This window comes from Massilia alkalitolerans DSM 17462, from assembly GCF_000427785.1.
Taxonomy (GTDB): domain Bacteria; phylum Pseudomonadota; class Gammaproteobacteria; order Burkholderiales; family Burkholderiaceae_D; genus Telluria; species Telluria alkalitolerans.
In genome coordinates this window covers 33,248-49,471 of the sequence record NZ_ATYR01000010.1, presented here as the reverse complement: position 1 = coordinate 49,471, position 16,224 = coordinate 33,248, and the positions used below count along the sequence as shown (strand labels likewise).

Genomic DNA, 16,224 nt, shown 5'->3' with positions numbered 1-16,224 from the left:
CGATGTCACATACCCGGAAACTATCCTTAGTCGTAGCGTTTCTGACAGCGCTCACAGTAGAAGCTGCGGCGGTTGCTGCGGCCGAGGTTGGCTTTCAGGAAGGGAATGTTGCAGCGTGGGCAAATGCGTTTCGCATGGGCCAGCCAGTGCTGCTTGAGCACGTATTGACGCTTCCATTCCAGGAAGTCGAAGGAGTATTGGCGGGCTTCATCGACGAGTGCGCGCAGCTTGGGCGCGGGCAGGGCGCCGACCGTCGACAGCGGATGCACGCGGATGCGGAACAGGACTTCGTTCTTGATGATGTTGCCGACGCCCGAAAAGATGTCCTGGTCGAGCAGGGCGTCGCAGGCCAGCATGTCGGGCTGGGCGCGCAGCTTCTTGCGCGCTCGCTTCGGGTCCCAGGCGTCGGACATGACGTCGGCACTGAAATCGTAGGCCTCATACGTGGCGCGGTCGATCTCCCGGACCTGGCAGGCATAGAGGTTGAGTTCGTTGCCATTGGCGGTTTCGATGGACAGGCGCGGGGTCTTCTCCTCGCGCCGCTCGTTGATGCGGTAGGTGCCGAACAACAGGAAGTGGACGCGTACCACCATGCCCGGCGTCTCGATCAGCAGGTGCTTGCCCCAGGTGTGAATGGCCTCGATGCGCTGGCCCACCAGGCGCGCCGGGTCGATGGCGCGGACGTTGCCGTCGGCGCGCACGATCTCCTGGCCGGTGAAATCCTTGACCAGCTCCTTCAAGATATATAACGACGGTCCTTCGGGCATGGTTCGACCTCCTCCCCCGCATTGTCGGCTGAGCCCGGCGTATGCCCTGTGCGTAATCTAACTCTTGGACGCAAAACTTCCACAAAAGAGACTGGCAAGCGCACGCAAAGGGCGTATATTTATTGATGGGTAAGAATATTGAACAGTAAAAGCGGCTAACAAAACCTTCAGGGCAAGGCGTAAGGTCGAAGACAGTACGCCTGTACGGCAAGACCTTACAACGCAGCCATGGAGGTTTATTAGCCGCTTTAAAAGGGAGGGGAGAGAAATGAAAAAAATAGTTGGAAAAGCAGCTCTCGCAGTCGCACTCGCACTGGGCGCCGGCACCGCCTCGGCGGAAGTGACCGTCAACTACGTCAATATGGAGCAGTTTGCGGACCTCCCGAGCGGCGACTGGGAACGCAAGGATATCTTGAACAAGCTGGCGGAATACATCAAGAAGCTGGGCGAAGACCTGCCGGCGGGTACCGACCTGACCGTCAACATCTACAACGTCGACCTGGCCGGCCGCGAATACCCTGGACAGCGCGCCAGCGGCGACATGCGCGTCCTCGAAGGCAAGTCCGACTGGCCGCTGATCGAGCTGCAGTACGCCTTGAGCAGCAAGGGCCAGGTGTTCGACAGCGGCACCGCCCAGATTTCCGACGTGGGCTACATGAACCGCAAGGTGAAGATGTCCATGGAAATGGACAACCTGCGCTACGAGAAGCGCATGCTGCAGGACTGGTTCAAGAAGACCATCCTGACCAAGAAGCCCGGCTGAACCGCTATACCGGCAGGGGAAGGGCGGCGCCGCGAGGCGCCGTTTCCATTTGCCGGAGCCATTTGTATTGCGGACCTAACATTTCGATACAAAACGCCGACAAGCCGGCACTGGAAAGGCGGCGCAAAGGGCGTATATTCGGAACATGAAGGGGTTCGGAACAATGAAAGGGAAAGCAATGAAAACGGTGATTGGCAAAGTGGCCCTCGCGGCCCTGCTCGCGCTGGGTGCCGGCGCCGCCTCGGCGGGCGTGACCGTCAATTATGTGGAGTCCGACAAGTTCTCCGACCTGCCGTTCGCGCCATGGGAGCGCAAGGAAGTGCTGGAAGACCTGGCGGATTATTTTGTCGAACTGGGCAAGTCGCTGCCGGCCGGGCAGGAGCTGACGGTGGATGTGACCGACATCGACCTCGCCGGCCGTGAATACCCGAACACGCGCGGCGGCAACGACCTGCGCGTGCTCAAGGGCATGGCGGACTGGCCGGTCATGGAACTGCGCTACACCCTGAGCGCCAACGGCCAGGTCATCCAGAGCGGCCAGGCCAAGCTGTCGGACATGAACTACCTGCAGCGCGGCAGCCGCCTGCATGACAGCGAACCCCGGCGCTTCGAGAAGCGCATGATCCAGGAGTGGTTCGACAAGACCATCCTGCAGAAGAAGTCCTGAATCGTTTCCTGATTCACCCATGACAACCGGCGCCTCGGTGAACCGACGCGCCGGTTTGTTTTTTCGGGGGCTGGTCAGCCGTTCTTCCCGGCCTTCGCGCGCGCCGCAGCCGCTTTCTCGGCCGCTTCCCTGGCCAGCGCCGCCGAATCCTTCACCGTATAGTCCGACGGCACGGTGAACAGGGCCGCGGCAGGCTCCTCGCGCTTCAGGTTGTCGGCGCGGTAGACGAATTCGCCGCTGCGCGGGTCGCTGCGCTTCTGGTACACCACGGCCTGCAGTTCCGGCGCGGTCCAGGTCTCGGTGCTGACGACGATCGGACTGCGGTTGCCGATTTCGCCAGCGGGGATCTCGTAGCTGCGCTGCACGCCGGTGGCCTTCACGCCATTGAATTCGCGGGTGCCGAGGTCCTTGGTTTCCGCCTTGCTGGCCCATTTGTGGTCGCCGAGCGCGCCGGCGAGCACCGGCGCCACGCGCGCCGCCGCCTGCGGTCCCGCCACCTGGGCGATGCGGATCTGCACGTCCTTGTGCTCGCCGGCCCTGCTGCCTGAGCGCTCGACCTGCTTGATGATGAAGCGTTCGCCTTCCGGCAGCTTGCCTTCGCGGCGCAATTCCTCGATCTTGATGCGCGCCTGGTCGGCGGCGAGGCGGGCCTGGGCGCCGGCCACGCGCGCCTCGGCGGCCGAGGCACGTGCTTCGGCTGCGGCGGCGCGGGCCTGTTCACGCACGGCGGCCATGGCCGCGCCGTTCGGCGCCGAGACCTTGATCGCGGTCTTGTCGCGCGGACGCAGGACATAGCGCACCCCTTCCACCGGATCGTGGATCATCACGGTGCGCAGTTCGCCGTCTTCGCCGCGCACCTCGGTGCGGGTGCGGCCGGCGCTGTCGCGGTAGCTCATCGTGCTGGTCTTGTGCACGATCTGGTTGCCGTCGCCCAGGGTCTGGGTGCGCTCCGATACCATCTCGGCGCTGTAGGGCGCATTCTTGATCATGCGGGCACGCGACATGTGCACCATCGTGGCGCCGCCGCCCACGGCATCGACGAAGTTCATGGCGTCCGGGTGGCCGGCCTGCAGCTCGCCGCCGGTGCGGGTGACGATGCGGCGCTCGACGACCTGTTCTTCGTCGAAGCCCATCTCCCCGGCCAGGGCCGGGGCGAAGGCGCAGGCCAGCAGTGCTGCAAGCAGAATCTTCTTGTTCATGTCATGTCCTCTTGTGGGTGGATGTTGGTCCTAGTTGGTGGAACTGAGCCGCACGGCCAGTGGATGGCCGTCGGCGGCGACAAGCATCTCGGCCCGCACGGTGTCGGCCGCGTTTTCCGGGCTGACCGGCACGCCGAGCGGCGCCAGCGCAGTGCGCGGCACCTCGGTCTCGACCAGCCGCGCATCGGGTTCGGCCTCGATCCGCTCGAGCGAATCGAGGGCGACGAAGGCGCCTCCGCTGTCGAAGCTGACCAGGGGCTGGCTGCTCACGCTCACGGCCTGGTGCGGCGCATGCGCCAGCAGCAGCACGACCACCGTCAGCGAGCACAGGGCGCCGGCGGTGCCCCATTGGGGCAGGCTCAGGGCCTGGTACCAGCGGCGCTTCGCCGGTGCGAACTGGCGCTCGAAGGCCTGCAGCAGTTCCTTCTCGACGCAGCGCGGGGTGTCGATGCCGGCCAGCTCGCTGCGCAGCGCGGCGAAGCAGGGGGCGAGGTCGTCTTGCTTGTCCTTGGTATCCATCATCTACTCCATCAATTCGCCAGGCATGCGCCTGGCGCGTGCGCCTGCAGGCGCTTGGCCAGGGCCGCCCGGCCGCGCGACAGGCGCGAGCGCACGGTGCCGATATCCACCTGGCAAACCGCGGCGATCTCCTGGTACGACAGTTCATGCAGTTCAAACAGGATAACGACGTCGCGGTAGTGCGGCGGCAGCAGGCCGAGCGCGCGCCGCACTTCCTCGGCCGCTTCAATGCCCAGCAGGCGGGTGAGCGGCTCGGCGCCTTCACAGGCCTGCTCGAGCTCCAGCTCACCGTCCTGATCCTCTTCCACCCGCGGCTCCGGCAGCGCGACATGGCGGCGGCGCGCTTCCTCCAGCTTCACGATCACATTGCGCGCCACGCCGAACAGGAAATGCTGCAGCTGGCCGCGCAGCGGATCGAAGCCGAAACGCTGCGTGAGCAGGCCCATGAAGGCTTCCTGCACTATGTCGGCTGCCGTGTCCGCGGACCCACAGCGCATCAGCGCGTAGCGGTACAGCGGACCCTGGTGGCGCCGGTACAGCGCCGTGAAGGCGTCGGCGCGGCCCGCATGCGTCAGGCGCATCAGTTCGTGGTCGGCGGGGTCGGGGGTGATCGTGGTCATGGTCGTCATCTCTTACCTGTATTCCGCCGAGGCAGCAGAAAAGTTCCAACTATTTTTGGAAGACGACGACGATCCGGCAGGCGGATTCGGGAAAGGGATAGACCGGCGGAGCCCGGCCCGAAAAGCTGGGCCCGATTGCCGGGCCCAGCCGTTTTCAGTCGATCCAGTTGACCCGGTCGAACTTGCCGCGGAACTCTTCCGGCATCATCACGACCTGGCTGGACTTGTAGTTGAAGAAGACGAAGCCCTGCTTGGCCATGGCGATCAGCTTGCGGTCGCGCGGGCGCGTGATGCGGAAGATGATGTCGCCGCCGTACTTGTTGAAGTCCATGACCCCCACCTCGAACAGCAGCTGGTCGCGCGCATGCGCCTCGGCGCGGTAGGTGGTGGCCAGGTCGGTCACGATGATGCCGGTGCCGTCACGCTCGGTCTCGGCGACGCCGAACTCGAACAGGAAGCGCGCCCGTGCCTCGGAGATCATCGAGATCATCGAGTCGTTGCCGAGATGGTTGCCCGCGTTGATGTCGGTTACGCGTACCGACATCGGGGTGGAATAGTAGAACTGGTCTTCGGGGAAGGTGAGTTGTAATCGTGCCATTGCTCTATTCTAAGCTCATGGAGTGGTCGAGCGGACCATTTTATAGACGATGCCGCGCGACGTCATGAGGTACAACTCGCCCTGGCCGTCCTGCCCGAAGGAGACCACATTGCCGATGTCGCCCACGCTCCAGTCGCGTTGCTCGCTGACACTGCCGGCGCCGGCGAGGAAACTCTTCAGGAATCCGCGGCAGTAATCCGAGTAGAAATAGCGTCCCTGCAGCCCGGGAATGGCACTGCCGCGGTAGACGAAGCCGCCCGTGATCGAGCAGCCGTTGGCGTCGTTGCTGCCATGGTCGTATTCGAAGGCCGGCAGGGTCAGGCCGCTGCGCTCGCAGCTGGCGGCGTTGTAGCACAGGGTGCCTTCCATCGTGTTCCAGCCGTAATTGAGCCCAGCCGCTGAAACTGGGCCGATATTGACCTCTTCGCGCCGGTCCTGGCCGACGTCGCTCAGGTAGAGCTGGCTGCCATCGAAAGCGAAGCGCCAGGGATTGCGCAGCCCGGCCGCCCAGATCTCGGCGCGCCGCCCCGCCTGGCCGGCGTAAGGATTGCCGTCCGGGATGCGGTAAGGCGCCGCGGCAGTGGCATTGCGCACGTCGATCCGCAGCAGCTTGCCGAGCAAGGAGTCCAGGTTCTGGCCGTTGCGGTTGGGGTCGCCCGCGCCGCCGCCGTCGCCGGTGGCCAGGTACAGGTTGCCGTCCGGGCCGAAGGCGACCTGGCCGCCGAAATGGTTGGTGAAACCGGGGTGCGGGATGCGGATGATGACCAGACCCGAGGTCGGATCGGCCAGGTTGGAATTGGCGCCCAGGCTGAAGCGCTCGATGACAATGTTCTGCTGCGGGTCGGTGTAGTAGAGATAGAAGTAGCGGTTGCTGGAAAACTGCGGGTCGAAGGCCATCGACAGCAGGCCGCCTTCGCCGCCCGTGAAGACGCGGCCGCTGATGTCGAGGAAGGGGGCGGTGAGCGTATTGCCGTTGTCGACGATGCGGATGCGTCCGGCCCGCTCGACGATGAACAGGCGCGTGTCGCCCGCCGGTGCGGTGAGGTAGGTCGGGTTGTCGAGGTTGGCCGCCACCTGGCTCAGCGCGATGGTTACCGGCGCATTCGCATACGCCACCGTGACGCTGGCCGTGGCGCCGGCGCTGACGACGGCGCTTTGCGAGGCGGGCGCGGGCGAATAGGTGAGGCCGCCCGCGGTCACGGGGGCCGCGGCAAGGGTGTAGCTGCCGGGCGCGAGATTCGACAGGGTTTGCGAGCCGGTCAGGTCTTGCTGGTAGTTGGCGGGGCCGTTGACGCGCACCGCGGCGTTCACGCCGGCGGGCAGGCCGCTGGTGGTGATCGCCAGCGAGCCGGTGGTGGCGGTCGGCGGCGTTGGCGTGGGGCCGGTGGTGCCGGGGTTGCCGCCGCCTCCGCCGCAGGCGCTCATGCAGAAGGAAATAAGGATCAGCAGATATGTCCACGCACGCATGACAGCCTCCTGGATGGTCGCAAATGCTCCGGCAAGCCTATTCTGCAGCGAAGCGGCTGGCTTTGCCACGGAATTTCGCCAGCCGTGCGCCCTCCTACCGTGTCAGGCGGTACATCAACAGTGCGGCGCGGATCGCCGAGCGCTCCAGGGAAGTGAGGTCGACGTGCTCGTTGGGCGAATGGGCCGCGCCGCCGCTGGCGCCCAAGCCATCGAGGCTGTCGATGAGGGGGGCGACGAACTGGATGTCGCCGGCGCCGCGCTTTTCCGCCGGCACCGCGCCGACCGCGCCCAGGCCGGCATCCAGGCTGGCCTGCGAATATAAGTCGAGCAGTTTCAGGTTGCCCGGCGTGACCGCCATCGGCGGATAGGAATCGCGGAAAGCGATCGTGGCGCCGGCGCCCGGCAGGCTTTGCGCGACGATCTCGCGCATGCGCGCGTGGGCGCGGTCGCGCTGGGCGTAGTCGAGGTAGCGCAGGTCGCCGCGCACGGTCACCGTATTGGCGACGACATTGGTCTTGCCGGCGGCCGTGCCTTTCGCATTGGCCTCGTCGAGCGTGACGTCGGTGCCGCCCAGGATCACGCCCGGATTGAAGCTCAGGCCCGGCTCCACCACCTGCTGGCGGAAGCCGTCGAGGATACGCGCGGCCTCGTACACGGCGCCATAGCCGGCGGGGCCGAACACGCCCTGCGAGTGGCCTTGCCGGCCCTTGACGTCGAGGTCGAAGAAGGCGGTGGCGCGGCGCCCGACGGTCGCCATCGGCTGGCCATCCGGACCGGTGACGGCGCCTTCGAAGCTGAGCGCCACGTCGCTCAGCTTGGCCAGCTCGATCATGTCGCGGCGCGAGACTTCGCGCGGGTGGCCGGCTTCTTCCTCGTCGCCGGTGAACACCACGGTGATGGTGGTGTTCTCGAGCGCCCCGGCGCGGTGCAGGGCGCGCAGGGCCGCGATCGCGACCACGTTCCCGCCCTTCATGTCGGCCACGCCCTGGCCGCGTGCCGTGGTGGCGTTCTCGCGTTCCCACAGCGGGGCAGGCGCGTCGGGTTCGAACACGGTGTCGAGGTGGCCGAGCAGCAGCAGGCGCTTGCCCTGCTTGCCGCTGCGGTTGGCGACCAGGTGGCCGGCACGCCCCATGTCGCGCGGCATGTCGATCCAGACGGTCTTGAAGCCCAGGGCTTCCAGCTCCTTGCGAAACACCTCGCCGGTGGCGCGCACGCCGGCCAGGTTGAAGGTGCCGCTGTTGATGCGGGCGCTGCGCTCGAGCAGCCCGATGGCCTCGGGCTGCCAGGCCTTGACCTCCTCGAGGATGCGCTGTTCGGTGGCGGACAGGCCCTGGGCCTGGGCGGAGGTGGCGAGCAGGAGGCTCAATACGAGGGAGAGGGCAGGCTGGCGCGGCATGTCGGCATTCGGTAATCGGGACATGCAACTCTACTACGCTTGCAGGATGTCATGAAGCTTGTCGGAATTGCTTGACAATAATTTCTGGTGATCCTAAAGTGATATCACTTTGATGTTACTTTACCCAGGGGAGTCGAGCATGCACACCGCACCTACGCGCCACGAAAAGGCGTTCTCATCCGTGAATGGTTACCTGGCAGCCGCTGCCGGCGTTGTCCTGCTCCTGGCTGCCGTCTTCCTGTTTGGAACAGGGGAGTTTCCCTCCATCCTGCTGAGTTTCGCGATGGGCCTGTTCTCTGCCGTCTGCCTGGGCGGCCTGTTCATGCTCCAGCCGAACGAAAGCGCCATCCTGACCCTGTTCGGCAAGTACATCGGCACCGACCGCAGCGAAGGCCTGCGCTGGGCCTTTCCGCTCTATAAGAAGCGGCGCCTGTCGCTGCGCGCTCGCAATTTCAACGCCCCGACGCTGAAGGTCAACGACAAGCGCGGCAACCCGGTCGAGATCAGCGCGGCCGTCGTCTGGCGCGTGCGCGACACCGCCCAGGCCGTGTTCGAGGTGGATGACTTCGAGCGCTATGTCTCGATCCAGGCAGAAGCCGCGCTGCGCCACCTGGCCTCGCAATATGCCTACGACGAAGGCGAGGACCTGCCGGAAGGCGAAACCACGCTGCGCGCCGGCATGGACGTGGTGGCCGACGCCCTCCAGCGCGAGCTGCAGGCGCGTTTCGAAGCGGCTGGTGTCGAGGTGCTCGATGCAAAGCTCACCCATTTGGCATATGCTGCCGAGATTGCGCAGGTCATGCTGCGTCGCCAGCAGGCCGAGGCGATCATCAGCGCCCGCGCCAAGATCGTGCACGGCGCCGTCAGCATGGTCGAAGCAGCGCTGAGGGGATTGTCCGAGCGGGGCATCGTCGAGCTCGACGACGAACGCAAGGCGGCCATGGTCAGCAACTTGCTCGTGGTGCTGTGTTCGGACAAGGAAACCCAGCCGATCGTCAACACGGGCACACTCTATAACTAGCACCCGAAGAGCATGGCAAGTCCTGGCAAAAAAGCGTTTCCTCTACGGATAGACCCGGCCTTGTGGGAGGAGTTGCAACGCCTCGCCGCCCGCGATCTGCGCAGCGTGAACGCGGAAATCGAATTCCTGCTGAGGGAGGGCCTTGCCAGGCGCGGCATCAAGAATGTCGAGGCCAGGGGCAAGGGCGAGGACGTGGACAAGGAGCAGGGCGCCTAGCCGGGCGGGCGCGTGCGGGTCCTGGTGACGACGCCTGCGGGATTGATGAGCACGACGAACTCGCTGAATCGTCCATTGCCCGCAGGCGACTGGTAGACCCAGGTTTCATAGCCACTGTCGAATACCACGCTTTTCGTCGGGCCGAAGGTCGCCAGCAGCTGCGCCTTGGTGGTCATGCCCGGAACGACAGCCTGCTGCAGGCGCCCGGCCGCCACCTGCGTGCCGGGCGGCGCCGGCGTGGTGGCGCAGCCGGCCAGCAGGAGCGCCGCAAACAGGGCGCGCATCATGGTGCATCCTCCATGTACTCGAACTCCACCAGCGTATCGTCCGGCCAGGACTTGTCCCAGATCGGCGCGTAGAAGGTGCGGTCCAGCATGACCTGGCAGTCGCAGTACTGCAAGTCGGCCTTGCTCTGCTCCCCACCCGCATACAGCATGTTGAAGGGCAGGGTCTCGACCCGCTCATTTGCCCCGTTCGCGGCGCGCAGGCGCACCGAAAACACCGGCCGTTCGGCGAAGAACAGGTAATTGCCATTCGGGCTGTTGCACACCTGCTCGGGCGTGGTCAGGGCGTTGGCAATCCAGCCGAACAGCGGAGAGCTGTTGGACACCAGCCCGGCTTCGACGCCCACCAGGCATTCCAGGCGCATGTCACCCAGGCGCCGCGTGCCGGCGGGCAGGCCGGGCGTGATGATCTGCGCGCGCCAGGTCATGCTGGTGGTCTTGCGGTTGGCGACCACGGCCGCGTCCTCGCGCAAGGCTTGCTCGTTACGGGGCAGGACGAAGCTGTTGTCGGGCGCCACCTCGACCGGCACGCTGAGCGTATCGCCCGCGATCCGCAGCGTGATGCCGCGCATGTCGACGGTCGGCAGGCGCGGCAGCAACTGGAAGCGCAGCGGCGCCGTGGGCGCCAGGGCACGCTCGCGTTCGAAGCGTTCCATGCCCTTGATCATTTTTCTGTAGGATTTGTCGACCGGGTCGCGGGTGGATTGCACCGTGACCGTCGCGGGCTGCCCGGCGGCTTGTGCGTGGGCAGCCTGGTGCCCGGCCAGGACGGCCAGGCCGAGGACGACGCGGACCAGGAGCCGCGTCATGGTGTCACCAGTAACGGACGCGGCCGGTGTCCATGTGGACGAACTGCGAGCTGGCGTAGTAGCCGACGCCGCCGCCCTTGAGGGACATGGCCGCCTTGTGCAGCATCTTCAGGTCCTTGCCCGGCAGGCGGATGTCGATCGCCTTGGCATCCATGTGCAGGCTGCGCTTGGCGACGCCGCCGCTGGCGGCGTGCAGCTTGGCGTTCGACTCCGGCGAACGGTAGCCGGAAATGATGTGCAGTTCGCGGTTGTTCTCCAGCCTGTCGTTGAGCTGGGTGAGCAGCAGCAGGAGTTCCGGGTCCATCTGGGCGACCTTGTTGTTGCGATGGTCGCGCAGCACCTTGTTGATGTCCTTCATCGCATCGGGGATGAACTCGCCCTCGGCCCAGAAGGTGCTCTTCAGCTTTTCGCCGGTATGCGTGTTATACAGACGCAGGACACGTTCGCCCGTGGCGGGTTGTGCTGTTTTGGCAAGTGCTGGGATGCTGAGGGTGGGTGCTGCGAGGAGGAGGGAGGACTTCAGGAATGCGCGGCGTTGCATCATCGTGGGAGATCCTTATGGTGAGTTTCTCTCAAACGTAAATTCTACGCCTATTGTGTTAAACGTGCAGAGAAAATGCAGGAAAATGCGGTAAAAAGGCCACTTTATTAATGCTTTGACCAATCCCGGGAGATATTTTAATGACGACTTATCAAGGAATTGCCGTGTCCGTTGCCACCCTGATCACCTTGGCGTGCTCGAGTAGCGTGGCGCAGGAAGTCGAGCCGGTGGCGGAACCGACGGCCGCCAAGGGCTGGAAAGTCGAGACCGTCGTGGACAGCCTGCCGCAGCCCTGGGGCATGGCCTGGCTGGCCGACGGCCGCATGCTGGTCACCGGCAAGAAGGGCACGCTGCACCTGGTGGACGGCAAGCGTGTCCAGGACATCCCGGTCGAAGGCCTGCCCGCGCTGTTCACGGACGGACAGGGCGGCCTGCTCGACATCGCCGTGCACCCGCTCGACAAGGGGCCGAACCCGCGTATCTACATGACCATGGCCAGCGGCACCGCGGACGCGAATTCGACGGCACTGGTGCAGGGTGTCTTCGACGGCAAGCGCATCCACGGCATCAAGACGATCTTCAAGGCCTCGCCCACCAAGAGCGGCGGCCAGCACTTCGGCTCGCGCATCGCGTTCCTGAAGGACGGCACGATCCTGATGAGCATCGGCGACGGCGGCAACCCGCCCGCGCGCGTCGGCAACATGCTGGCGCGCGACCAGGCCCAGAACGTGGGCAGCCACAATGGTTCGATCCTGCGCCTGACCAGCGAGGGCCAGGCGGCGCCGAACAATCCGCTGGCCGCACAGAAGGGCGCACTGCCCGAGCTGTGGAGCATCGGCCACCGCAACATCCAGGGCATGACGGTCGACCCGCAGGGCCGCGTGTGGGCCAGCGAGCATGGCCCGCGCGGCGGCGACGAGATCAACCTGATCGAAGGCGGCAAGAACTATGGCTGGCCGCTGCAAAGCTATGGCCTGGACTACAAGACCCGCGAACCGATCGGCAAGCGCGTGGTCGCGGGCATGGTGAATCCGCTGGTCGTGTGGACGCCGTCGACCGGGGCGTCGGGACTGACGTGGTACACCGGCTCGGCCTTCCCGGCCTGGCGCGGCAGCCTGTTCTCGGGCGGGCTGGCCACAGAGGATATCCGCCGCGTGGCCTTCGATGCCCAGGGCAAGGTGGTCAAGCAGGAGCGCCTGGACATCGGCAAGCGCGTGCGCGACGTGCGCCAGGGGCCGGACGGGCACCTGTATGCGATCACCGACGAGGCCAAGGGCAGCCTGCTGCGGATCGTGCCGCAGTAACTTGCCCTAAATCCCACACCCCGATGCACAGCGCATGGATTCCTCCTCCATGCGCAATTAGTTCTTTGTTGCAATAACAAAAGCTGCCTAGAATGCAAGGATCGGCAACCCGCCGTTTCCTTGGAGGAGTAGCAATGGCAGTATCCGTTCGTCGCACTCTCCAGATGGCCGTCGCGCTCGCGCTGGCCACTGGCGTATCCGCCACCCAGGCAGCCCCGGCCCCAAGCAAGTCCGCGGCCAGCACGCCCGATATCCCGATCCCCGACATCAAGTACACCAAGTTCACCCTGAAGAACGGGCTGACGGTGCTGGTCCACGAAGACCACAAGACCCCGGTAGTGGCGGTCAACACCTGGTACCACGTCGGGTCCAAGAATGAAAAGCCGGGCAAGACCGGCTTTGCCCACCTGTTCGAACACCTGATGTTCGGCGGCAGCGACAACTTCAAGAAGACCTACCTGAGCGCGCTGCAGGGCATCGGTGCGACCGACCTGAACGGCACCACCAACCAGGACCGCACCAACTACTTCCAGAACGTGCCGACCTCGATGCTGGACTATGCGCTGTTCGCCGAAAGCGACCGCATGGGCCACCTGCTCGGCACCGTCGACAAGAAGACGCTCGACCTGCAGCGCGGCGTCGTGCAGAACGAGAAGCGCCAGCGCGAGAACCAGCCCTACGGCCTGGCCTACGAACTGCTGGTGACCAATACCTACCCGGTCGGCCACCCGTATTCCTGGACCGTGATCGGCAAGATGGAAGACCTGGACGCGGCCTCGATGACCGACGTGCAGGACTGGTTCAAGACCAACTACGGCCCGAACAACACGGTGCTGGTGCTGTCCGGCGACATCACCCCGGAAGTAGCACGCCAGAAGGTCGAGCAGTACTACGGCCACATTCCCCCGGGCCCGCCGCTGGCCAAGCACCAGGCCTGGATCGCCAAGCGCACCGGCACCCACCGCACGGTGGCGCAGGACCGCGTGACGCAGACGCGCATCTACCGTACCTGGAACGTGCCGGGCGCGCACACGCCGGAAGAAGCGCAGCTCGACCTGGCGGCCCTGGTGCTGGGCGGCGGCAAGACCTCGCGTCTGTACAAGCGCCTGGTCTACAAGGACCAGCTGGCCACCAGCGCATCCGCCAGCGATGACGCCTCGGAAATCGGCGGCCAGTTCGACATCACCCTGACCGCGCGTCCGGGCGCCGACGTGGCCAAGATGGAGCGCATCGCCGACGAGGAACTGCAGGCCCTGATGAAGAACGGTCCGACGGAAAGCGAACTGCGCCTGGCCAAGACCACCATCCTGGCCCAGTACACCCGCATGATCGAGCGCGTCGGCGGCTTCGGCGGCAAGAGCGACCTGCTGGCCTCGTGCCAGACCTATACCGGCAATCCGGACTGCTACAAGGTTTACCTGGAACGCATCAAGGCAGCCACCCCGGCAAGCGTGAAGAAGGCCATGAACGACTGGCTCAGCACCGGCGACTTCGTCCTGCAGGTCGATCCGTACCCGACCGGCCTGGCCGCGGGCACGCCAGGCGTGGACCGCAGCAAGGAGCCGGCAATCGGCAAGCCGATGGCGCTCAAGTTGCCGGAAATGCAGAAGGCCACCCTGTCGAACGGCCTGAAGATCGTGCTGGCCGAGCGTCATGACGCGCCGGTGGTGAACTTCCAGCTGCTGGTGGACAGCGGCTATGCCTCGGACGCGGCCGACAAGCCGGGCGTCGCCAGCCTGGCCATGCGCATGCTCGAAGAAGGCACGAAAACCCGCAAGTCGCTCGAGATCGGCGAAGCCTTCGAGAGCCTGGGCACGAACTTCGGCGCCGGCGCCAACCTGGACAGCGGCATCGTGTACATGAACACGCTCAAGGCCACCATGCCGCAGGCGCTGGGCTTGTACTCGGACCTGATCCTGAACCCGTCCTTCCCGCAGAACGAGTTCGAGCGCCTGCAGAAGGACCGCCTGGCCGCGATCGCCCGCGAGAAGACCGTGCCGCAGACGATGGCGATGCGTGTCCTGCCGAGCATCCTGTACGGCCAGGACCACCCGTATGCCAAGCCCTTCACCGGCACCGGTACCGAAGAAGCGGTCAAGCGCATGACCCGCGAGGACCTGGTCAAGTACCATGCCACCTGGTTCAAGCCGAACAACGCCACCCTGCTGGTGGTGGGTGACACCACGCTGGCCGAGGTCAAGCCGATGCTGGAGAAAGCCTTCGCCTCCTGGCGTGCGGGAGAGGTGCCGAAGAAGGTGCTGGCCGACGTCGCCGCACCTGGCAAGAACGTGGTCTACCTGGTCGACCGTCCAGGCGCGCTGCAGAGCGTGATCGTCGGCGCCCAGCTGGCCGTGCCGCGCAAGCACGAGGACGCGCTGCCGCTGGAAATCGTCAACCACCTGTTCGGCGGCTCCTTCAATTCGCGCATCAACATGAACCTGCGCGAAGACAAGCACTGGTCCTATGGCGTGCGCAGCTCGCTGCAGCCGGCGATCGGCCAGCGTGCGTTCATGAGCGTCTCGCCGGTGCAGACCGACAAGACCCGCGAAGCGATGCAGGAACTGGTGCGCGAGTACCGCGACATCGCCGGCGGCAAGCCGATCACGGTGGAAGAACTGAAGGCCGCGGTCGACAACAACACCCTCGGCCTGCCGGGCGGGTTCGAGACGGCCGGCCAGCTGACCAGCGCCTACACCAACATCGTGCAGTACGGCCTGCCGGACGACTACTACAACACCTACACCCAGAAGGTCTTGTCGCTGTCCCCGGAGCAGGCCAATGCACTGGCGGCGCGCAGCTTCACCCCGGACCGCCTGGTGTGGGTGGTGGTTGGTGACCTGAGCAAGATCGAGCCGGGCATCCGTGCGCTGAACATCGGCGAGGTCCGCAAGATCGACGTGGACGGCAAGCCGATCCAGTAAGCCTTACATGTCCTGGAACAGCGCGGTCGCGATCTTCGCCTGTTCCGATTGCGGCATGTCGGTGTTGTTCAGCAGGACCACGACCCGGCCGTCCGCCGGGTCGTAGGCCAGCAGCGTCTTGTAGGCCCCGATGGCGCCCGCTTCCCATGCAAGGGAGCGGGCGCCGTTTTTCGTGCTCACGGTTTTCACCTTCCCACCCAGCGCATAGTCTTCTGCCGGCACCACCACGGTGGACAGCGCCTTGCGCGCCTTGTCGGACAGCAGCTTGCCGCGGTAGACGGTGTCCGCGATCGCGACCAGGTCGCCCGCGGTGCTGTACAGGGTGCCGCTGGCCGCGATCATCGGCGGCACGGACGAGGTCTTGCGCTGGCCTTCGGCGTTATAGGCAACCGCCATGCCCACTTCGTCCTCGTAGCCGGTGGCGGCGAAACTGGTGTCCTTCACGCCGCTCGGCGCCAGCACCAGTTCTTCCACGGTTTCGGTAAACGGCTCCTTGCGGGCGCGTTCGACGACCGCCGCGACCAGGATCCAGTTGGTGAACGAATAATCCCATTTCTCGCCCGGGGCCGCGCTGGGGGCGCCGACGCCGAAGCGCAGGGCCGCCTCGACCGGGCCGATCTCGAGCTTTTCGACTGCCCTGTCCTTGCGCAGGGCCTCCGCCAGGCCGTTCGGAATGCCGCTGCGGTTCGACATCAGCTGGCGCAGGGTGACGGCGCCGTTGGCCGCCGGCAGTTCCGGCAGGTGGCGGGAAATCGGCGCATCGAGGTCGAGCGTGCCCATGTCGGCCAGGCGCAGCACGGTGACGGCGGTGATCCATTTCGTCATCGAGCCGACCAGGAAGCGGGTGTCCCTGGTGACGGGCTGCTTCTCTTCGCGCAGGGCCAGGCCGCTGGCATGGACCACCAGGGGCGACGCCGCATCCTTGCGCACGGCGACCACGCCGCTGTAATCGGTGGGGACGTGGCGCGCGATCAGCGGGCCGGTGCTCAGGTTGGCGATGGCGGCGCAGCCGGACAGCAGAGTGGCGGCCGCGGCGAGCGAGGAAAGGCGGATGAACTGGCGACGTTGCATGCTTGCTCCAGAAAGAGGGTTTCGGCGCATTGTAGCCGCGTGCGCCGAAGCGGGCGCGAAT

17 protein-coding genes are annotated in these 16,224 nt (G+C 65.5%); 6 read left to right on the top strand and 11 right to left on the bottom strand.

What is annotated here, in order from left to right; translation table 11 throughout:
- Positions 1-26: 26 nt before the first annotated feature.
- Positions 27-767 (bottom strand): DNA-formamidopyrimidine glycosylase family protein, encoded by a 741-nt coding sequence (locus tag YWC_RS0112190; RefSeq protein ID WP_027865625.1) that lies wholly within the window; start codon positions 765-767, stop codon positions 27-29.
- 268 nt (positions 768-1,035) lie between these two features.
- Here YWC_RS0112190 and YWC_RS0112185 point away from each other — a divergent pair, with 268 nt between their 5' ends.
- Entirely contained in the window at positions 1,036-1,530 is a 495-nt protein-coding gene (locus tag YWC_RS0112185; protein ID WP_027865624.1) for a DUF3016 domain-containing protein, read from the top strand.
- Positions 1,531-1,708: 178 nt separating this feature from the next.
- On the top strand, positions 1,709-2,197 hold the full coding sequence (locus YWC_RS0112180) for a DUF3016 domain-containing protein (RefSeq protein ID WP_027865623.1): 489 nt from the start codon (positions 1,709-1,711) through the stop codon (positions 2,195-2,197).
- A 74-nt stretch (positions 2,198-2,271) separates the two neighbouring features.
- Here the strand turns inward: YWC_RS0112180 and YWC_RS29180 are convergent, their stop codons facing one another.
- The 6 genes from YWC_RS29180 to YWC_RS0112150 all read right to left on the bottom strand — a co-directional run bounded on the left by YWC_RS29180 (position 2,272) and on the right by YWC_RS0112150 (position 8,020).
- Complete coding sequence (locus tag YWC_RS29180; RefSeq protein ID WP_051306418.1) at positions 2,272-3,396, bottom strand: hypothetical protein; 1,125 nt, start codon at positions 3,394-3,396, stop codon at positions 2,272-2,274.
- Positions 3,397-3,426: 30 nt separating this feature from the next.
- Positions 3,427-3,915 carry a hypothetical protein gene (locus YWC_RS0112170; protein WP_229413091.1) on the bottom strand — a complete coding sequence of 163 codons (489 nt, stop codon included), beginning with the start codon at positions 3,913-3,915 and terminating at the stop codon, positions 3,427-3,429.
- 11 nt (positions 3,916-3,926) lie between these two features.
- Positions 3,927-4,535: an RNA polymerase sigma factor gene (locus YWC_RS0112165; protein ID WP_229413090.1), complete on the bottom strand. Its 609-nt coding sequence runs from the start codon at positions 4,533-4,535 to the stop codon at positions 3,927-3,929.
- A 154-nt stretch (positions 4,536-4,689) separates the two neighbouring features.
- On the bottom strand, positions 4,690-5,133 hold the full coding sequence (locus tag YWC_RS0112160) for a thioesterase family protein (protein ID WP_027865620.1): 444 nt from the start codon (positions 5,131-5,133) through the stop codon (positions 4,690-4,692).
- 15 nt (positions 5,134-5,148) lie between these two features.
- A complete protein-coding gene (locus YWC_RS0112155) occupies positions 5,149-6,600 on the bottom strand; it encodes a PQQ-dependent sugar dehydrogenase (RefSeq protein ID WP_036214192.1) in 1,452 nt (483 codons plus the stop codon).
- A gap of 94 nt (positions 6,601-6,694) precedes the next feature.
- On the bottom strand, positions 6,695-8,020 hold the full coding sequence (locus tag YWC_RS0112150; RefSeq protein ID WP_229413089.1) for a M20/M25/M40 family metallo-hydrolase: 1,326 nt from the start codon (positions 8,018-8,020) through the stop codon (positions 6,695-6,697).
- Between the two features lie 115 nt (positions 8,021-8,135).
- Between YWC_RS0112150 and YWC_RS0112145 the strand changes: the two genes are divergently transcribed.
- Both YWC_RS0112145 and YWC_RS0112140 read left to right on the top strand, forming a co-directional pair.
- The gene (locus YWC_RS0112145; protein WP_027865617.1) at positions 8,136-9,017 is read left to right on the top strand and encodes an SPFH domain-containing protein; all 882 of its coding nucleotides are present in this window, start codon (positions 8,136-8,138) and stop codon (positions 9,015-9,017) included.
- A gap of 12 nt (positions 9,018-9,029) precedes the next feature.
- Positions 9,030-9,233: a type II toxin-antitoxin system antitoxin gene (locus YWC_RS0112140; RefSeq protein WP_027865616.1), complete on the top strand. Its 204-nt coding sequence runs from the start codon at positions 9,030-9,032 to the stop codon at positions 9,231-9,233.
- On the opposite strand, the gene YWC_RS0112135 is transcribed toward YWC_RS0112140, so the two are convergent.
- From YWC_RS0112135 to mepK, 3 genes are read right to left on the bottom strand one after another with little or no spacing between them, the layout of a single operon-like run.
- The gene (locus YWC_RS0112135; RefSeq protein ID WP_229413088.1) at positions 9,230-9,520 is read right to left on the bottom strand and encodes a hypothetical protein; all 291 of its coding nucleotides are present in this window, start codon (positions 9,518-9,520) and stop codon (positions 9,230-9,232) included. The two genes, YWC_RS0112140 and YWC_RS0112135, sit on opposite strands and share 4 nt — an antisense overlap.
- Positions 9,517-10,326 carry a hypothetical protein gene (locus YWC_RS0112130; RefSeq protein WP_027865614.1) on the bottom strand — a complete coding sequence of 270 codons (810 nt, stop codon included), beginning with the start codon at positions 10,324-10,326 and terminating at the stop codon, positions 9,517-9,519. The genes YWC_RS0112135 and YWC_RS0112130 overlap by 4 nt, the downstream gene beginning before the upstream one ends.
- A gap of 4 nt (positions 10,327-10,330) precedes the next feature.
- Positions 10,331-10,870: a peptidoglycan L,D-endopeptidase MepK gene (gene mepK / locus YWC_RS0112125; RefSeq protein ID WP_027865613.1), complete on the bottom strand. Its 540-nt coding sequence runs from the start codon at positions 10,868-10,870 to the stop codon at positions 10,331-10,333.
- 161 nt (positions 10,871-11,031) lie between these two features.
- Between mepK and YWC_RS0112120 the strand changes: the two genes are divergently transcribed.
- Both YWC_RS0112120 and YWC_RS0112115 read left to right on the top strand, forming a co-directional pair.
- On the top strand, positions 11,032-12,171 hold the full coding sequence (locus YWC_RS0112120) for a PQQ-dependent sugar dehydrogenase (RefSeq protein WP_229413087.1): 1,140 nt from the start codon (positions 11,032-11,034) through the stop codon (positions 12,169-12,171).
- A 134-nt stretch (positions 12,172-12,305) separates the two neighbouring features.
- A complete protein-coding gene (locus YWC_RS0112115) occupies positions 12,306-15,092 on the top strand; it encodes a M16 family metallopeptidase (RefSeq protein WP_027865611.1) in 2,787 nt (928 codons plus the stop codon).
- Between the two features lie 3 nt (positions 15,093-15,095).
- Here the strand turns inward: YWC_RS0112115 and YWC_RS29175 are convergent, their stop codons facing one another.
- A complete protein-coding gene (locus tag YWC_RS29175; protein WP_051306416.1) occupies positions 15,096-16,163 on the bottom strand; it encodes a serine hydrolase domain-containing protein in 1,068 nt (355 codons plus the stop codon).
- Positions 16,164-16,224 lie beyond the last annotated feature (61 nt).